General features: G+C 61.8%; 15 protein-coding genes. 4 read left to right on the top strand and 11 right to left on the bottom strand.

The window, feature by feature from the left end; translation table 11 throughout:
• The first annotated feature begins 120 nt into the window (after positions 1–120).
• Positions 121–2,628 carry a GcvT family protein gene (locus tag ACSSVY_RS09455; protein WP_454269304.1) on the top strand — a complete coding sequence of 836 codons (2,508 nt, stop codon included), beginning with the start codon at positions 121–123 and terminating at the stop codon, positions 2,626–2,628.
• Positions 2,629–2,658: 30 nt separating this feature from the next.
• On the opposite strand, the gene ACSSVY_RS09460 is transcribed toward ACSSVY_RS09455, so the two are convergent.
• The 4 genes from ACSSVY_RS09460 to ACSSVY_RS09475 all read right to left on the bottom strand — a co-directional run bounded on the left by ACSSVY_RS09460 (position 2,659) and on the right by ACSSVY_RS09475 (position 5,485).
• Positions 2,659–3,399, bottom strand: a complete 741-nt coding sequence (locus ACSSVY_RS09460; protein WP_454269305.1) for a glycoside hydrolase family 25 protein — start codon at positions 3,397–3,399, stop codon at positions 2,659–2,661.
• A gap of 76 nt (positions 3,400–3,475) precedes the next feature.
• On the bottom strand, positions 3,476–3,817 hold the full coding sequence (locus ACSSVY_RS09465; protein ID WP_454269306.1) for a carboxymuconolactone decarboxylase family protein: 342 nt from the start codon (positions 3,815–3,817) through the stop codon (positions 3,476–3,478).
• A 71-nt stretch (positions 3,818–3,888) separates the two neighbouring features.
• Positions 3,889–4,545 carry a DUF938 domain-containing protein gene (locus tag ACSSVY_RS09470; RefSeq protein WP_454269307.1) on the bottom strand — a complete coding sequence of 219 codons (657 nt, stop codon included), beginning with the start codon at positions 4,543–4,545 and terminating at the stop codon, positions 3,889–3,891.
• Between the two features lie 4 nt (positions 4,546–4,549).
• Positions 4,550–5,485, bottom strand: a complete 936-nt coding sequence (locus tag ACSSVY_RS09475; protein WP_454269308.1) for an aldo/keto reductase — start codon at positions 5,483–5,485, stop codon at positions 4,550–4,552.
• 113 nt (positions 5,486–5,598) lie between these two features.
• Between ACSSVY_RS09475 and ACSSVY_RS09480 the strand changes: the two genes are divergently transcribed.
• From ACSSVY_RS09480 to ACSSVY_RS09490, 3 genes are read left to right on the top strand one after another with little or no spacing between them, the layout of a single operon-like run.
• Complete coding sequence (locus tag ACSSVY_RS09480) at positions 5,599–6,261, top strand: phosphatidylserine decarboxylase (protein WP_454269309.1); 663 nt, start codon at positions 5,599–5,601, stop codon at positions 6,259–6,261.
• Positions 6,258–7,013, top strand: a complete 756-nt coding sequence (locus ACSSVY_RS09485; RefSeq protein ID WP_454269310.1) for a CDP-alcohol phosphatidyltransferase family protein — start codon at positions 6,258–6,260, stop codon at positions 7,011–7,013. Before ACSSVY_RS09480 ends, ACSSVY_RS09485 begins: the two co-directional genes overlap by 4 nt.
• Before the next feature lie 20 nt (positions 7,014–7,033).
• Positions 7,034–7,654, top strand: a complete 621-nt coding sequence (locus ACSSVY_RS09490) for a class I SAM-dependent methyltransferase (RefSeq protein WP_454269311.1) — start codon at positions 7,034–7,036, stop codon at positions 7,652–7,654.
• Positions 7,655–7,721: 67 nt separating this feature from the next.
• Here the strand turns inward: ACSSVY_RS09490 and ACSSVY_RS09495 are convergent, their stop codons facing one another.
• The 7 genes from ACSSVY_RS09495 to xdhA all read right to left on the bottom strand — a co-directional run bounded on the left by ACSSVY_RS09495 (position 7,722) and on the right by xdhA (position 17,114).
• Positions 7,722–8,795, bottom strand: a complete 1,074-nt coding sequence (locus tag ACSSVY_RS09495; protein ID WP_454269312.1) for a BMP family ABC transporter substrate-binding protein — start codon at positions 8,793–8,795, stop codon at positions 7,722–7,724.
• 35 nt (positions 8,796–8,830) lie between these two features.
• A complete protein-coding gene (locus ACSSVY_RS09500) occupies positions 8,831–9,751 on the bottom strand; it encodes an ABC transporter permease (protein WP_454269374.1) in 921 nt (306 codons plus the stop codon).
• Positions 9,751–10,833 (bottom strand): ABC transporter permease, encoded by a 1,083-nt coding sequence (locus ACSSVY_RS09505; RefSeq protein WP_454269313.1) that lies wholly within the window; start codon positions 10,831–10,833, stop codon positions 9,751–9,753. The genes ACSSVY_RS09500 and ACSSVY_RS09505 overlap by 1 nt, the downstream gene beginning before the upstream one ends.
• A 93-nt stretch (positions 10,834–10,926) precedes the next feature.
• The gene (locus ACSSVY_RS09510) at positions 10,927–12,444 is read right to left on the bottom strand and encodes an ABC transporter ATP-binding protein (RefSeq protein WP_454269314.1); all 1,518 of its coding nucleotides are present in this window, start codon (positions 12,442–12,444) and stop codon (positions 10,927–10,929) included.
• A complete protein-coding gene (gene xdhC, locus ACSSVY_RS09515; RefSeq protein ID WP_454269315.1) occupies positions 12,441–13,367 on the bottom strand; it encodes a xanthine dehydrogenase accessory protein XdhC in 927 nt (308 codons plus the stop codon). The genes ACSSVY_RS09510 and xdhC overlap by 4 nt, the downstream gene beginning before the upstream one ends.
• Positions 13,360–15,711: a xanthine dehydrogenase molybdopterin binding subunit gene (gene xdhB, locus ACSSVY_RS09520; protein ID WP_454269316.1), complete on the bottom strand. Its 2,352-nt coding sequence runs from the start codon at positions 15,709–15,711 to the stop codon at positions 13,360–13,362. The genes xdhC and xdhB overlap by 8 nt, the downstream gene beginning before the upstream one ends.
• Positions 15,708–17,114, bottom strand: coding sequence for a xanthine dehydrogenase small subunit (gene xdhA / locus ACSSVY_RS09525; RefSeq protein ID WP_454269317.1), 1,407 nt, complete (start codon positions 17,112–17,114; stop codon positions 15,708–15,710). The genes xdhB and xdhA overlap by 4 nt, the downstream gene beginning before the upstream one ends.
• Between the last annotated feature and the right edge of the window lie 136 nt (positions 17,115–17,250).

Consider the following 17,250-nt stretch of genomic DNA (forward strand, 5'->3'; position numbering starts at 1 on the left):
TAGTGAGGGATCTGGCGCGACGTCGCTTTCGTGCGGCGTTGCGTCGGATGGGCAGCGCGCGAATTGGCAGGATTGATAAACATCCGCGCAACTCAAGTCACCCGAAGGGAGTCGCACGTCATGAAAACCCAGGTCAAAGCCCTCGTCGTCGGCGGTGGGGCCGTTGGCACCTCGATTGCCTATCATCTGGCCAAGGCCGGGTGGGAGGATGTCATGCTGCTGGAGCGCGACGAGCTGACTTCTGGTTCGACGTGGCACGCGGCCGGACTGCTGCCTCTGTTCAACATGTCATTTGCGACAACGCATATTCACAAGTATTCGGTCGATTTCTACAAGACGCTGGAGGCCGAGACCGGACTCAATGCCGGCTTTGCCGTCGTGGGCAACCTCCGCATGGCGCAGACTGACGAGCGCATGGATGAGTATATGCTATACGCTTCCACTGCCGAGACCTGCGGCGTGCCGTATCAGTGGCTGACCCCGGACGAGATCAAGGAACGCTGGCCGCTGATCAATACCTCTGACCTCAAGGGCGCGCTCTATCACAACACCGACGGCTATATTAACCCCGCCGATGTGACGCAGGCGATGGCCAAGGGCGCACGCCAGCGCGGCGTGATGATCGAACGAAAGTGGCAGGCGGATGCGTTCCACTGGACCGGCAGCGCGTGGGAAGTGACCTGCACCAAGATGGTTGAAAAGGGTGGCAATCTCGGGCCCTCTGACGAGCAGATCGTGATCACCGCCGAGCATGTCGTGACCGCGAGCGGCAACCATGCGCAGACCACCGCCAAGAAGCTGGGCATCAAGATCCCGGCAATCCCCGTTGAGCATCAGTTTGTCGTGATGGATCAGGATCCGGCGCTGGTCGAATTCCGCAAGAATGGCGGTAAAGAGCATCCCGTGGTGCGGGACGCCGATGCGCAGAGCTATGTGCGCGAAGAGCGCGGCGGCTGGATCTTGGGTGTTTATGAGAAAAACGCGCCGGCATGCTTTGAATATGGCGTGCCGGACAGCTTCCGCGCCGATCTGTTCCCGCTCGCACTGGAGCGTATCGAAGAGCAGTATATGGCGATGATCCACCGTATTCCGTCCTGCGAGGAAAGCGGTCTCAAGGATGATTTCAACGGGCCGATCTGCTATACGCCCGATGGCAACCCGCTGGTCGGTCCCGCACCGGGGCTGCGCAACATGTGGCTGGCCGAGGGGTTCAGCTTTGGCATCACCGCGGCGGGCGGCACCGGCTATTACCTCGCGCAGTTGATGGTCAATGGCGAGGCAGAGATCGACATGGCGAGCCTGGATCCCAAGCGCTATTCCTCGAACTGGATGACGACCGAGTTCGCCGCACGCAAGAACGAGGAATGCTACGACCACGTCTATATCCTGCACCACCCGGACGAAGAGCGCCCGGCGTGTCGCCCGCTGCGCACCGCCCCCGTCTATGAGCGGCAAAAGGCGCGCGGCGCGCAATTCGGGTTCGTCAATGGCTGGGAACGCCCCAACTATTACGGGCCTCTCGATGCGCCGGAAAACTTTGACCACGACGCGCGCAGCTTTCGGCGTGGTGGCTGGTGGCAATATGCCGTGGAAGAGGCACGCGCGATCCGTGAGGGCGTGGGCCTGATCGACGCCACCGCGTTTTCCAAACATATGATCAAGGGGCCGGGCGCGACCGCGTTCCTTGATTGGTTCACGTGCAACAAGCTCCCAAAGGTAGGGCGCATCAACCTGACTTACGCGCTGACCGATCACGGCACGACGCGCACGGAATACACCATCGTGCGGCTCAAGGAGCATGAGTATTACCTCGTCTCTGCCGGGGCTTGGACGGAATACGATGCCGATTACCTGCGCAAATCGGCCGAGGATATGGCGGCAGAATTCGGGTATATCGAAATTCAGGACGTCACGACGCAATGGGGTGTCTTTGCCATCGCCGGGCCGAAATCGCGTGCAGTTCTCAATGAGGTGATCAAGGATGCCAATCCGGCATCCGCGCTCAGCAACAAGCGGTTCCCGTGGCTGTCGGCGCAGCGGATCGAATTGGGCATGTGCCCGGTCAATGCCATCCGCGTGGCCTATACCGGCGAATTGGGCTGGGAATTGCATCACCCCATTGAGATGCAGACCTACCTCTTTGATCTCCTTGAGAAAGCTGGTGAAAAACACGGGATGAAGCTGGTGGGCGCCCGCGCGCAGAACTGGCTGCGGCAGGAAAAGAGCTATCGCGCCTTTGGCAACGAACTGGGCCGCGACGCCACCCCGCTCGAGGCCGATCTGCCGCGCTTTGTCGATCTGGACAAGGACTTTCGCGGCAAGGCCCGGATGATCGAGACCGGCGTGCGGGCAAAATGCTGCACGCTCTTGATCGACGGGCCGCAGGATGCCGATCCTTGGGGCCGCGAGGTGCTCTACACGCCCGAGGGCGAGCGCGTGGGTCGCCTGACCTCGGGCGGCTATTCTGTGGCCTTTGGGAAATCCATCGGCATGGGCTATGTCAAACCTGAGCAAGCAGTCGAGGGCACCAAACTCAAGGTGAAGATGCTCGATCAGCTCTGGGATGCGGTCGTGACCTGCGACAGCCCCTATGATCCCAAGAACGAGACAATCCGCAAGGACGGTTAACAAAGCAAAGGGGGTGCCATCCGGTGCCCCCTATTTCCAATGAGCACCAAGCCAGTTTTGCCAGTCTGCGGCCGTTCCGGCAAAGACGTTGATGTCCACTCCTCCTTCGATCCCAGGCACGACTCCGGTTCCCGTATATTGCCAAAAGGTCCAGCGCTTTCCGGGATAGACCTTGTCCGGTGTTTGCGCGACTGAACGCAGCCAGAATTCCACTCCTTCGAGCTGTCCGATACCCGTCTCGCGGTAGAATTCCGGCGTGGTGTAGATGATCGGGCGCTGTCCGAAATGACGCTCCACGATATCTAGGAATATCCGCGCCTGACGCCGCACTTCTGCTCCCGGTGGGCGCACAACACAGGTCGGTGAAAACGGGTTCCACTCCATGTCGAGCACGGGGGGCAATGCGCGACCCCGGCGCGGCACATTCTTGATGAACCACTGCGCCTGCACCTCAGGAGGCGTGCAGAAATAATAAAAGTGATAAGCTCCGCGCGGGATGCCCACACGCGCCGCCAACTGCCAGTTGCGGTCGAATTGCGCATCCTTGAGATCGCCGCCCTCGGTTGCCTTGATAAAGGCAAAGGCCACCCCGGCCAGAAATACACGCTGCCAATCAATCTCGTTCTGAAAGCGCGCAACGTCTATGCCATGCGCTGGAAACGCAGAGGGGCCGCGCGGGCCGAAATCGACCGGCGCATAATCGCCAAATCGTTCAGTGGCGTGGACTGGCAGGACGAGAAGGAAGACGCAGAGAAAGAGGGCGCGCAGCATCAGGATACCTTTGACGTGACTAACTACCCTGACCCTAACCCAAAGGCATGCTGATGGTCAGTCGTTTTCATGGACGCTAGCCTTTTTCCGCCAGTTCATCGTAACAGGCGAGCGCCTTGGCGGCATACATCATCGCCGGGCCGCCGCCCATCTGGATCGACATGGCCAGGACGTCGCCCACTTCCTCGCGGGTGGCGCCTGTGCGCAAGAGCGCCTCGATATGCAGGGCGATACAGGGTTCGCATTTGGTGGCGACTGCGATCCCGAGGGCCACGAATTCCTTAACCTTCAAGTCAAGCGTGCCGCCTTCCTTCACGGCCTTGCCCAACCCGCCAAAGGCGCGGGCCGTCTCGGGAATGAGCGCGTTCAGCGCGCGCAACTCCTGCCGGGTGGTGTCGATCTTGTTTGGCCAGTTCATTTAGATGCCTCTCCTTACCTGTCTCTGCCCCGGAAGAAACCATGCCGCATCTCCCGTGGCCTTGATTCAGATCAGGCAGGGCGTTCGGAGATCAAGAGGACATTGTTGGCAGGCATCGCGCGGGTTTCGATCACGGCAAGTTCCGCCGCGCGCAGCCAGTTGACAACCTCCTCCAAATTTTTGTAGCCGATGGCAGGGTCCTGCGCGATGAGGCTCGCGTGAAATCGGGCGTCGCCCTCGGATGTGGCCTGGCCAGACCGCAGGAACGGTCCGTAGAGGGCAAACCGCCCACCTGGTGCAAGGGCAAAGGCCACCTCTTGCACCAGTGTTTGCGCCTCTAGTGTCGTGATGAGATGCAACAAGTTTATGAGCACGATCAGGGCGCGACCACCCTGCCCTGCGCCCCAACCCGGTTTGGTCGCGTTGAGCGCGATGGAGGCGCGCAGATTGGCTAAGCCAGCGTCAGTCACCCATGCGTCTATACTTGCACGCCGCTCTGGATCAACCTCGGTCGGCTGCCAGTCGAGACCCCGCATCACCTGGGCAAAGCCCACGACATGCTGCCCCGTGCCGCTGGCAATCTCAAGCGCGCGACCTGTCGGAGGGGCTATCTCGGCCAGTGCTTCGGTGATTGCTGCTGCGTTACGTTCTGCCGACGGCGCGTGCAACTTGGCCCCGTCGCCGGGATGCGCAACCGAGGCCGTGGGAGGCAATGTCCGGCGCTCCATCCGCTTAGGCCTCTTCGGTCCGGTCTGTTGCAGGGGGCGGAGCGGGGGTAAGAGCCGCAAGCCGCGCATAGAGCGCATCATCCATTGCAAACGTGATAGTGGCGAGTGAGGGCGTAATTTGCTCGACCGAACGCCCCGAAATGATTGGAACCGGAGCAGACGGATGATGTGCCGCCCATGCGACCGCCAGCGTCGCAGAGTCCGTGCCAAGTTCTTGCGCAATCACAACCAAGTCACCGGCGGCGCGTTGCATCCATTCCTGCCCATAGCGGATGGCATAGCGTGCATTTCCGGTCAATCGCCCAGTCTCGCCCCGCGCATACTTGCCGGTCAGCAATCCCCCGGCAAGAGGCGAATAACCGGCAACCACCATGCCCTCAGAGGCCGCCATTGGCAGAACCTCCACCTCGGCCTGCCGCTTAATCAGGCTATACATCGGTTGCAAGATCGAGATCGTCAGATCAAATTTTGCAGCGATGCACGCAGCCTTCATCACTTGCCATGCGGCAAAATTCGACAGGCCGACATGGTCGATCTGCCCACGCGCGCGCAACTCGGCAAAGGTTTCCAGCGTTTCCTCGAGCGGCGTGTCGGGATCAAAGCGGTGCAGGTAGAGGATCTCGACCTTGTCCATGCCAAGACGTTTGCGGGAGATATCGAACTGCGCGAGGATATTTTCGCGCCCCGCCCCGCCGGAATACCCGGCCTTGGTGGCAATGGTCAGGCGGTCGCGATAGGGTGCCGCGAACTGGCCCAAGAGTGTTTCCGCAGCGCCATCGGTATAAAGATGCGCGGTGTCGAAATGGGTGATGCCCGCGCCGAGGCAGGCGTCGAACATGGCGCGCGAGGCGGCTTCATCGGCGGCATCGCCAAATTGCATGGTGCCAAAGGCAAAGCGGCTGGCCGGGGTTCCGTCGGGGGAGGTGATATGCGTGCTCATGGGCCGGAGATTGCCACGTGGATGCGGCAAAGAAAAGCTGTCACCTTGCAAGTTGAGACCCATGGCCTTAGGCGGGTATAGACAAGCAAACCCGCCGCAAGGAGCGCCCGCGCATGAAAATGCATGAAACCTTCATCAAGCCGATGCATCCGGAGGGGCGCAAGTTCGTGGCGATCTTTGCGCTCGTCACGCTTGGGCTCTTCATGGTCTGGGATGTGCTGGGCTGGATCGGCGCGGGCCTGACGGTCTGGTGCTACTATTTCTTTCGCGACCCCGAGCGTGTGACGCCAGAGCGCCCCGGCCTGATCATCAGCCCCGCCGATGGCATCGTGTCGCTGATCGAACCGGTGGTGCCGCCTGCCGAACTGGGCCTGCCGGATACGCCGCTGACGCGTGTCAGCGTGTTCATGAGCGTGTTCAACTGCCATGTGAACCGCGCGCCGGTCGCAGGCACCGTCAAGACGGTGGCTTACCGCCCCGGCAAGTTCCTCAATGCGTCACTCGACAAGGCGAGCGAAGATAACGAGCGCAATGGCGTGGTGATCGAGATGGCCGATGGGCGGCTCTTGCCGGTGGTGCAGATTGCCGGGCTGGTGGCGCGGCGGATTGTCTGTTTTGTGAAACCGGGCGCTGCCCTTGGGCGCGGAGAGCGGTTTGGCCTCATTCGCTTTGGCTCTCGTCTCGATGTCTACCTGCCCCAAGGTGTTGCCCCGAGTGTGCGCGTGGGTCAGACCATGGTGGCGGGGGAAACCGTGATCGCGGAGTTGGATCAATGACGCCAGACCCCGAGCCACGCGCGCGCCGCGAGGTGACGCTGGCGCAGCTTTTGCCCAATATGCTGACGGTCGCCGCGATCTGCGCCGGGGTCACGGCGATCCGGCTGGGCGTGCAGGGCGATTATGTGCGCGCCGTGCAGCTTTTGCTTATTGCCGGGGTACTGGACGGGCTCGATGGGCGCTTGGCGCGGCTCTTGCGTAGTTCGAGCGCCATGGGAGCCGAGCTTGATTCGCTGGCGGATTTCGTCAATTTCGGCGTCGCGGCCCCGCTGGTGATCTATTATTGGGGCCTTCAGGACGCGCGGCAGGCGGGGTGGATCGCAGTTCTGTTCTTTGCCGTCTGCTGTGTCATGCGTCTGGCGCGGTTCAACGTGAGCGCGCGGGAAGAGGGCGGCAAGGGCGGATCGGGGGCCTATTTCCAAGGGTTGCCGTCGCCTGCGGGCGCGCTCTTGGCGATGCTGCCGATGTTCGTGACCTTTGCGCTGCCTGATATGTCACCGCCGCCTGCTTTTCTAACCGGGCTTTACATGGCGGGTGTCGGCCTTTTGATGATCTCGCCGGTGCCGATCTGGTCGTTCAAGAAAACCCGCATCTCGCGCGAGAACGTCAAGTTCTTCCTGCTGGCCTTTGCCTGTGTCGCGGCGGCGCTGGTGATCTTTACCTGGGCAGCGCTGATCGTGATGTGTCTGGCTTATGTTGCGGTCGTGATCTGGGCGGCGTTGGCGTGGTATCCTGGTGAAGGCTCTCACTGAAAAACTCGGAAAGGTAGACAATGGATCTTGATGCGGTTCGCAATTCCTATGCCCGGTGGGCTCCGGTCTATGACGCGACTTTTGGTCGGATCACCCATTCGGGGCGTCGCGCCGCTGTGCAACACATCAATGATCGAGGCGGCCATGTGCTAGAAGTCGGTGTTGGCACTGGCTTGTCCTTGGAGGCCTATGACCGCGCCGTGCGGGTGACTGGTATAGATTACAGCGAAGACATGCTGCGCAAGGCGCGCGTGCGGGTGGCACGGCATGGCCTGAAGAATGTGGACGCTCTGCACCAAATGGATGCGCGACGTCTGGACTTTGCCGACAACACCTTTGACATGGTCGCCGCGATGCATGTGCTTTCGGTGGTGCCAGAGCCTGAGGCCGTCATGTCAGAGATCGCGCGCGTGTTGCGCCCCGGTGGTCAGGTGATCATAACCAACCATTTCAAGCATGAACGCGGCGTTTGGGCCGGTCTGGCACGGGCAGCAGCGCCGCTCGAAAACCTGCTTGGGTGGCATTCAGATTTCGAGATGGGGAGCGTGTTGCAAGACCCGCGCCTCCGCGTGGTCGAGCGCCGAGAGTTGCCACCCATGGGCATGATGACGTTTTTGCTTTTGGAGAAACGTGCAAGCTGAGGCCGTGTCTGGCCGATAAAGGCCCCGCCTGAACCGGCGGGGCAGAGGTTTTTCGGGTTTGTGCCGATCAGTTCGGAATCTCTCCTGTCAGCCCCTCGACATAGAAGTTCATACCCAAGAGCGTGCCGTCATCGGCCACTTCGCCTTCGGCCAGCCAGTCCGAGCCATCCTGCTTTTTCAGCGGGCCGGTGAAGGGGTGATAGCTGCCATCGGCCATGGCCGCCTTGAGCGCCAGCGCCTCTTCCTTCACCTCAGCGGGCACGGCATCGGAAATCTCACCAATGCCGACCATGCCCGGCCCGATGCCGTCCCATGTCTGCGTGCTCTCCCATGTGCCATCAATCACCGCCTGCGTGCGGGCCATGTAATAGGGGGCCCAGTTGTCGATAATCGACGACACGCGCGGGAAGGGGGCGTATTCGCTCATGTCCGAGGCTTGTCCGAAGGTCACGACATTGCCCGCCTTTTCGGCAGCGGCCTGCGGGGCGGTGGAATCGGTGTGTTGCAGGATCACGTCGGCACCCTGCTCGATCAGGGCTGTGGCGGCGTCCGCCTCTTTCGCGGGATCAAACCATGTATAGGCCCAGATGATCTTGAACTCGACATTCGGGTTGACCTTTTTCGCGTGGATATAGGCCGAGTTGATGCCGCGAATGACCTCGGGGATGGGGTAAGAGGCGATATAGCCCACGATGTTCGACTTGGTCATCTTGCCCGCAATATGGCCCTGCACCGCGCGCCCCTCGTAGAAACGGGCGGAATAGGTCGAGACATTGGGCAGGGTCTTGTAGCCGGTAGCATGCTCGAATTTCACATCCGGGAATTTCTCGGCTACCGCCAGCGTCGCCTCCATGAATCCAAAGGAGGTGGTAAAGATCAGGTCCGCGCCCTGCAACGCCATCTGCGTGATCGCACGCTCGGCATCGGCACCCTCTGGCACGCTCTCTTGATAGACAGTTTCGACAGCATCGCCGAAATGCGCCTCGACCGCGAGGCGGCCCTTGTCATGCTCATAGGTCCAGCCACCATCACCAATGGGGCCCACATATATAAAGCCGACTTTGGTCTTGTCCTGCGCCACGGCGGCGCTTGCCAGACCAAGCACTAAGGCGGCAGAGGTCAGTAGATGCGTGAGTTTCATTCGGGGTCTCCCTGTTGTGATCTTTTGGTGTGATCTTATTGCGAGGCGTGAAAGATGCGGCCCAATGAGGCGGGCGCGCGGGATTTGTCTGCCGACATGATGACCAGCACGAGGATGGTGATCAAGTAGGGCGACATGGAAAGATATTCGACCGGGATGGCGACGCCTGCTGCCTGAAGATTGAGTTGCAGCACTGAAACCCCGCCAAAGAGCCAGGCCCCCAAAAGAACACGCCCCGCCTTCCAAGAGGCAAAGACCACCAGCGCCAGTGCGATCCAGCCCGCACCAGAGGTCATGCCTTCAGTCCATTGCGGCACCCGCACGAGGCTCAGGTAGGCCCCACCAAGGCCGGCGCAAGCCCCGCCAAAGAGGATCGCCAGAATACGGATACGCACCACCTTGTAGCCAAGCGCGTGGGCGGCCTCATGGTTCTCGCCCACTGCGCGCAGGATCAGCCCGGCGCGCGTGTATTTCATAAGTGCCCATACCAGAGCCACAAGGGCCAGAGCGAAATAGACCATCAGGTCATGGGAAAAGAGCACCCTGCCGACAAAGGGCAGATCGCTCAGGATGGGCAGGTCGAGCCGAGCGGTTGGTGGTGGCTTTATCCCGACATAGCCTTGCCCAAGCAGGGACGAGAGGCCAAGGCCAAAGAGTGTCAGCGCAAGGCCACTCGCCACCTGATTGGCCAAAGCAAATTGCGTCAAAAGCGCGAAGAGAAGCGCCAGCACGGCCCCCCCGGCGGCGGCTGCGATAAATCCGACAAGCGGCGAGCCTGTATTCACGGCCATTGCAAAACCGCAGATGGCGCCCGTGATCATCATCCCCTCAACCCCAAGGTTGAGCACGCCTGCCCGCTCGACCACCAATTCGCCCAAGGCCGCGAGCAGGATCGGGGTAGAAGCGACCATGAGAGAAGCCAGAAGCAGCACCGGATCAATAGAAGACAAGAGCATCATGCGACCTCCGGTCGTGAGAGCCGGACGCGAAAATTGGTCAGCACATCCACCGCTAACAGGAAAAACAGCAGCATCCCTTGAAAGAGTTGGATGGCGGCGGCAGGCAGGCCCATGTTGGATTGCGCCAATTCACCGCCGATATAGGTCAAGGCCAACAGGGTGCCTGCCAAGAGAATACCTAGAGGATGCAACCGACCCAGAAAGGCCACGATGATCGCGGTGAACCCATACCCAACGTTGAAATCAATGCTCACTTGACCAGCAGGTCCAGATACCTCGAACATTCCCGCCAATCCTGCCAAAGCGCCCGACGTCCCCAAACAGAACAGGATCAGCCGCGCAGAGCGCACACCCGCGAAACGGGCCGCCTTAGGAGCCTGACCCGCAAGCCGAATATGATAGCCCAAGATGTGACGGCTGAGCAGGACATAGGCCAGTATCACCGCGATCATCGCAGCAACAACCCCCCAATGCATGCCTGTGCCGGTGATCAGTTCTGCATTATGGGCGCTCTCATATTGTCGCAAATTGCGCGATCCGGGGAATCCGCGTCCCTCGGGGTTCTTCATCAACCCGAGCGCCATGGCGGCCAGCAATTGCTCTGCTACATAGACCAGCATCAAGGAGACAAGGATTTCATTTGTGCCAAATCTCAGCTTGAGAAGGGCCGGAATCATCCCCCAAAGCCAGCCACCGATCGCGCCCGCGAGCACCATGAGTGGAAAGATTACCCAACTCTCTGTCGGATAGAACGCCAGCCCAACGCCCGCACCTGCGAGTGCGCCTACGATATATTGCCCCTCGGCCCCGATATTCCAAATGCCCGCGCGAAATCCGAGACTGAGGCCAATGGCGATGAGCACCAGCGGAGCGCCCTTGATCAGAAGCTGTGGGCGGTAATAGAATGCAAACTCGCCAAAGAGCGGCTGCCAGAAAATTGTTGAGATTGCTTCAACCGGATCTTGCCCCAAAGCTGCAAAGAGCGCGCCACCGGCAAGCATGGTGATTACCACCGCCAATATCGGCGTGACCCAGGTCCAGAGCCGCGAGGGCTGCGGGCGCTTTTCAATCTTCAGCATGTGATCCCTGCTGTGCGTCCGGGCTCACGCAGGTTGAAGAAAGAGGAAAAGTCTTGCCCTTTCATCGTTCTGCATACACTCAAATTTGACGGATCACACATGCGCCACCTCCATGCCATGTGCCCCACCCATCATCAATCCGACCGCCTCGACACTGAGGCCATGCGTAGACTGTATCTCGGACAGTCGTCCTTCATTCAATGCGCCGAACCGGTCTGAGATTTCCATCAGTTCATCAAGGTCCTGACTGATGCATATCACGGCTGCGCCACCCGCCGCGAGATCCAGCAGCGCCTGACGGATCGCCGCTGCCGCTGCCGCATCAACCCCCCATGTCGGCTGGTTAACGACCAGAACCTCAGGTCGCTGCAAGACTTCTCTGCCGATAACGAATTTTTGCAAGTTTCCCCCCGACAAAGCCCGCGCAGCAGTGCTTGGTCCCGGCGTGCGAACGTCAAATGCCGAAATGATCCGTCGGGTAAAGGCCTCGGCCGCGCCCCACCTGAGAAAGCCACGATGCATCAGCTGCTCACGGGCAGCGGCCGTAAGGATCGCGTTTTCCGTCAGGCTCATATCAGGGGCCGCCGCGTGACCCAGTCGTTCCTCTGGCGCGGTCAAGAGGCCAAGGACACGGCGCGCCGCCGGCCCCATTTGCCCGATGGGTTTCCCCCACAATCGGACGGCCCCCGCCGCGACCGGCATTTCACCCGAGAGCGCGGCAAGTAATTCATCCTGTCCATTGCCCGCGACACCACCAATTCCTAGTATCTCCCCGGCGCGGACTGCAAAGTTAACAGCCCTGAGGGACGTGCCAAACTGTCCCGTCGATGTAACCGACAGGTCGGCCACTTCCAATGCGACGGCACCCACCTCGCGGTCGGCTCGAGCCGGGGCCGCAAAGGCTGAACCCACCATCATTTCCGCCATCGCACGCGCGGGGGTGTCGCGTGGTACGCAGGTCCCCACATTGCGCCCCTGACGCAGGATCGTGGCATGATCGCAAAGGACGCGGATCTCTTCCAGTTTGTGCGAGATGTAAAGGATTGCCACACCTTCTGCCGTCAGCTTGCGCAGAGTTTGAAACAAGATACCCACCTCTTGCGGAGTGAGAACCGACGTGGGTTCATCCATGATCAACAGGCGCGGGCTCTGCAAAAGACAGCGAATAATCTCGACGCGTTGCCGTTCCCCCGCCGAGAGATCCCCTACGATCCGGTGTGGATCAAGTGGCAGGCCATAGGTCTCGGATACGTCCCGAATCTTGGCCGCCAGATCGCGCAGGGGCGGAGGGCTTTCCATCCCAAGTGCAACATTCTCGGCAACGTTCATGGCTTCGAAGAGCGAGAAATGCTGAAAGACCATAGCCACGCCCAATGTGCGGGCGCGGTGAGGGTCAGGCGGCGCATAGGGCGCGCCACGTAAGGTCATCACTCCGCTGTCGGGCTTTACGAGGCCATAGATCATCTTGACCAAGGTCGATTTACCCGCGCCATTTTCGCCCAAGAGCGCATGCACCTCGCCCTCGCGGATGACAAAGGACACGGCGTCATTCGCGACAACCCCCGGATAGGCCTTGGTCAGGCCCGAGACGGTCAGCAAATCGCCTGTCACGCGGTTCTCCTTCGGTCTTGGGCCTTGGTATCCGGCTCTTTCAGTAGCGCAGCCGCAACGCCAAGCGCAATGGCCTGTGGATGTTTGCCTAAACGGGGCTCACCAATCGGACAGGAAATGCGAGAAATCTGGGCATCCGAGTGCCCGAGCGCTGCCAATCTTTGACGAAAACGCACCCATTTGCTCGCCGAGCCAATCAATCCCACGCTCCCAAATGACCGCAACAAAAGACGATGGCAAAGTTCCAGATCAAGCGCATGATCATGGGTTACAATGACATGAGCTGCATCATCGGGGGCAATGGTGATGGCTGCAAACGGATCGGCGCAAGGGGTGACCCGCGCCGACAGGTCACAGAGCAGAGCAGGTCGTGAATCAGCCAGCATAACCGCCAAGCTAGGCAAGGGGGCCAGAATTCCAGCCAAGGCGCGCCCGATATGCCCCGCGCCATGGATCACCACCGGACGCATCGGCAACAGGCGCTCGATCAGCCAGCCACTCGCCCACTCGACCTGAGAACCGGGTTTGGGCTGTTCGGTCAAAGGTAGATCGCTTGCGCCATCCTCGATTGGTCTCGCCCAGAACCCGGAATGCGCGAGTGCCTGGGCCATCTGGTCCACATCTGCACTCTCAAGCACTTCAAATGTCAGCACCACCGCCCCGCCGCAGCACTGGCCCAATGCAGGTCCGAGCGCCTGACGCAGGACGCGCTTTTGCCTGCCGGTTTCCAACATCTCACGTGCTGCATGTGCCGCCTCATGTTCGAGCCGACCGCCCCCAATGCTCCCGGATTGTCCACCGTGCCAGACAAGCATCTCAGCCCCCGCCGCCCTAGGCGCGGACCCGCGAGTTGCCGCTACGACCACCCGCACGATACGACCCTGCGCCGTGACTGCTGCGCGCAGATACTCCAGTTCACGCATCTGAACTTGCCCTTTGCCGGTCAATCGCCCGGAGCAGCCGTTCCGGTGTCGCAGGCGCATCCAGCGCCGGATAGCTTGGGCCAAAGGCTGCAACCGCATCGCTCAGGGCCATCAACGCAGAAATTCCCAGCATGAACGGTGGCTCACCAACGGCCTTGGAGCGATAGATCGTCGGGCGCGGGTTCTCCGCGTCCCACAGTGCCACGTTGAACACCGCTGGCCGGTCCGAACAGGCCGGGATTTTGTAGGTCGAGGGGGCGTGGGTGCTGAGCCGCCCGGTGGCATCCCAGACCAGTTCCTCGACCGTGAGCCAGCCTGCCCCCTGCACATAGCCGCCTTCGATCTGCCCGATGTCGAGCGCGGGATTGAGAGAGGCACCGCAATCATGCAGGATATCGGCGCGCAGGATGCGGTTCTCACCACTCAGCCCGTCCACCACCACCTCGGTCACGGCGGCACCATAGGCGAAATAGTAGAACGGCCGCCCCTCCCCCTTGATCCGATCCCATGCCAGATCGGGCGTCTTGTAGAACCCGGTCGCGGACAGGCTGATGCGCTGCTCGTAGCAGAACTTGGCGGCTGCGGCGAAACTCAGGCGCTGATTGCCAAACTGCACCATGCCCTCGGTGAACTGCACCGCGTCTGGCGAAACGCCATGATGCTGTGCCAGACACGCGGCCATCCGCTCGCGGAGCGTGTCGCAGGCCGCCTTGACCGCCATGCCATTGAGATCGCTGCCGGAACTTGCCGCTGTGGCCGAAGTGTTGGGCACCTTGGCGGTATCGGTCGCAGTGATCTTGATGGCCTCCTGCGGCAGGCCAAAACCTGCGGCGGCCACCTGCGCCACCTTTTGAAACAGGCCCTGTCCCATTTCGGTGCCGCCATGATTGAGATGCACCGAGCCGTCCTGATAGACATGCACCAAGGCCCCGGCCTGATTGAGATGGCTGAGCGTGAAGGAAATCCCGAACTTGACCGGCGTGAGCGCGAGCCCCTTCTTGAGCACGGGGTTGCGGGCGTTCCACGCTGCCACCTCTGCCCGCCGCGCGGTATAGTTTGAGGTGTCCATCAGCCGCTCGGTCATCTCGTGCAGGATGAAATCCGTGACCTCCTGCCCATAGGGCGTGACCTGCGGTTTCACCTGGCCCGAAATACCTTCGGGGGGGCGCGCAGCGCGGGGGGCAGACAGCCCCCCTCCTGTGCTTGCAGCATAGTAGTTGCGTTGCCGCACAGCGAGCGGATCAAGCCCGAGGGTGTGGGCCACGTGATCCATCACCCGCTCGATGCCTATCATGCCCTGCGGCCCGCCAAAGCCGCGAAAGGCGGTGGCAGAGGCGGTGTTGGTGCGCAACCGATGGCTCTCGATCCGCACAGCGGGCAGATGATAGGCATTGTCGGCATGCAGCATGGCGCGGTCGGCCACGGGCAGCGACAGATCCTGTGACCACCCACAGCGGGCATATTGCACGAACTCCACCCCGGTCAGCCGCCCACTGGCATCGAACCCCACCTGATAGGCGATGCGGAAATCGTGGCGCTTGCCGGTGATCACCATGTCATCGTCGCGGTCATAGCGCATCTTGCAGGGTTGGCCTGTATGCCGCGCCGCGACGGCGCAGGCGATGGCGGGGGCGTTGGCCTGACTTTCCTTGCCGCCAAAGCCGCCGCCCATGCGCCGTGTCTCGACCCTCACGGCATGCATGGGCCGACCGAGCGCCTCGGCCACCTTGTGCTGCACTTCGCTGGGGTGCTGGGTCGAGGCGTGGATCACCATGTCGCCCCCCTCTTTCGGCAGAGCAAGGGCCGCCTGACCTTCGAGGTAGAAATGCTCTTGCCCGCCCATCTCGATCACGCCGTCAATCTTGTGGGCTGCCTCGGCGATGGCGCGGGCGACGTCGCCCCTTTGCCAGATGCGCGGGCCCTCTTCAAAGCGGCTATTGGCGGCAAGGGCCGCATCAATGCTCAAGATCGGCGGGGCCTCTGCATAGCGGATGGCTCCCCGGCGCGCGGCGCGGCGCGCGGCAAGGTGGCTGCTTGCGATCACCAGAAAGAGCGGCTGGCCATGGTAGTGCACCTCGCCCGTGCACAAGAGCGGCTCGTCATGGGCCGAGGGCGAGCAATCGGCGTCTTGCGGCAGATCGTCAGCGGTCAGCACGGCTATGACCCCCGCGCTCTGGCGCACCGGCGCAAGGTCCATTTCAGTGACGCGCCCCGCCGCGATGGTGCTGAGGCCAAAGGCCAGATGCAGCGTGCCGCGTGGGCTGGGAATGTCGTCGACATAGCGCGCGGCCCCGGTCACATGCAGCTGTGCTGCGTCATGCGGCAGAGGGCGGGCGACGGTCATGGTGCGACCTCGAGAACCGAGGTGGCGATGCCCTGATCCTCGAGAAAATAGCGCCTCAAGAGGTTGCGCGCGGTGGTCAGGCGATAGTCGGCAGAGGCGCGCATATCCGACAGCGGCGCGAAATCCTGCGCCCATGCCGCATGGCTGGCGGTGATCGTGGCCTCGGACCAGGGTTGGCCGATCAAGGCCGCTTCGACCGCGTGTGCCCGTTTCGGGATGCCCGCCATACCGCCAAAGGCGATCCGCGCGGCGGTGATCCGCCCTGCGTCCACGGTGATGTTGAAGCAACCCAGCAGAGCCGAGATATCCTGATCAAAGCGTTTCGAGATTTTGTAGCAGCGCAGGCGGTCGGGCTGGCGGGGCAGGCTGATGGCCTCGATCATCTCGCCCGGTGCGCGGTCCTGCTGGCCGTAACCCAGAAAGAACGCCTCGAGCGGCATCTCGCGGCGGGTCTCGCCATGGCGCAAGTGCAGAGTGGCACCGAGGGCAATGAGCGCGGGGGCATTGTCGCCGATGGGCGAGCCATTGGCGATATTGCCCCCAAGTGTGGCCGCCGCGCGCACTTGTTCTGAGCCATAGCGCCGCAGCATCGCGGCATAGGAGGGGTGATAGGGGGCAATCGCCTGCATCAGCGCCGCGATTGTAACCCCGGCACCAAGACGGATCTCCGCATTCGACACCTCGATTTCGCGCAGGTCGACGCAGTTCCCCAGAAAGATCGGAAGCTCCAAGTCGCGCAACTGCTTGGTGATCCAGAGGCCCACATCGGTGGCCCCTGCGATCAAGGTGGCCTGAGGGTAGGCGGCATAGAGGCGCGCGGCCTCATCGGCGCTCTGGGGGTGCAGCGACGCTGGGGGACTGTCTGCCCCCCGTCCTGCGGGCCCCCCCGAAGGTATTTCCGGCCAGATGACATCGCGATCTTCGGTCATCCAGGCGGGAATGGGTGCGGTTTCGGCGGCGCGGGCGGCGCGCAGGATCGGGGCGTAGCCGGTGCAGCGGCAGAGATTGCCCGCGAGAACCCGGTCGTGATCCCGCTCGCCATTGAGATGCGCGCAGGCCATCGCGGTGATGAAGCCCGGCGTGCAGAAGCCGCATTGCGAGCCGTGATGCGCGATCATCGCCTCTTGGACGGGATGCAATTGGCCCTCGGGGCCGCTGATCCCCTCGACCGTGCGCACCGAGCGCCCGGCGAGTTGCGGCAAGAGCAGGATGCAGGCGTTGAGCGGGCGCGCGCCGGTCTCGTCGCTGACGATCACCGTGCAGGCCCCGCAATCGCCTTCGTTGCAGCCTTCCTTGGTGCCGGTGAGACCGCGCGTCTCGCGCAGCCAATCGAGCAGGGTTGTCGTCGGGGTCACATCCCGAAGCGCCACGCTGTCTCCATTCAGAAGAAACGTGAGGGTCATGAGCCGATGCCCGCCGCGTTACCTATGTCTGCCCTTGGGTGCCTGACCTTCGATGCGGCGTAGAAGGCGGCGGGCTTTGCCTGTCATGGAATGATGAAAGCCGGGGGCGGGCGGTTTGGCAAGTCTTTTGTTCAGC

Source organism: Roseovarius sp. MBR-51 (assembly GCF_053628575.1).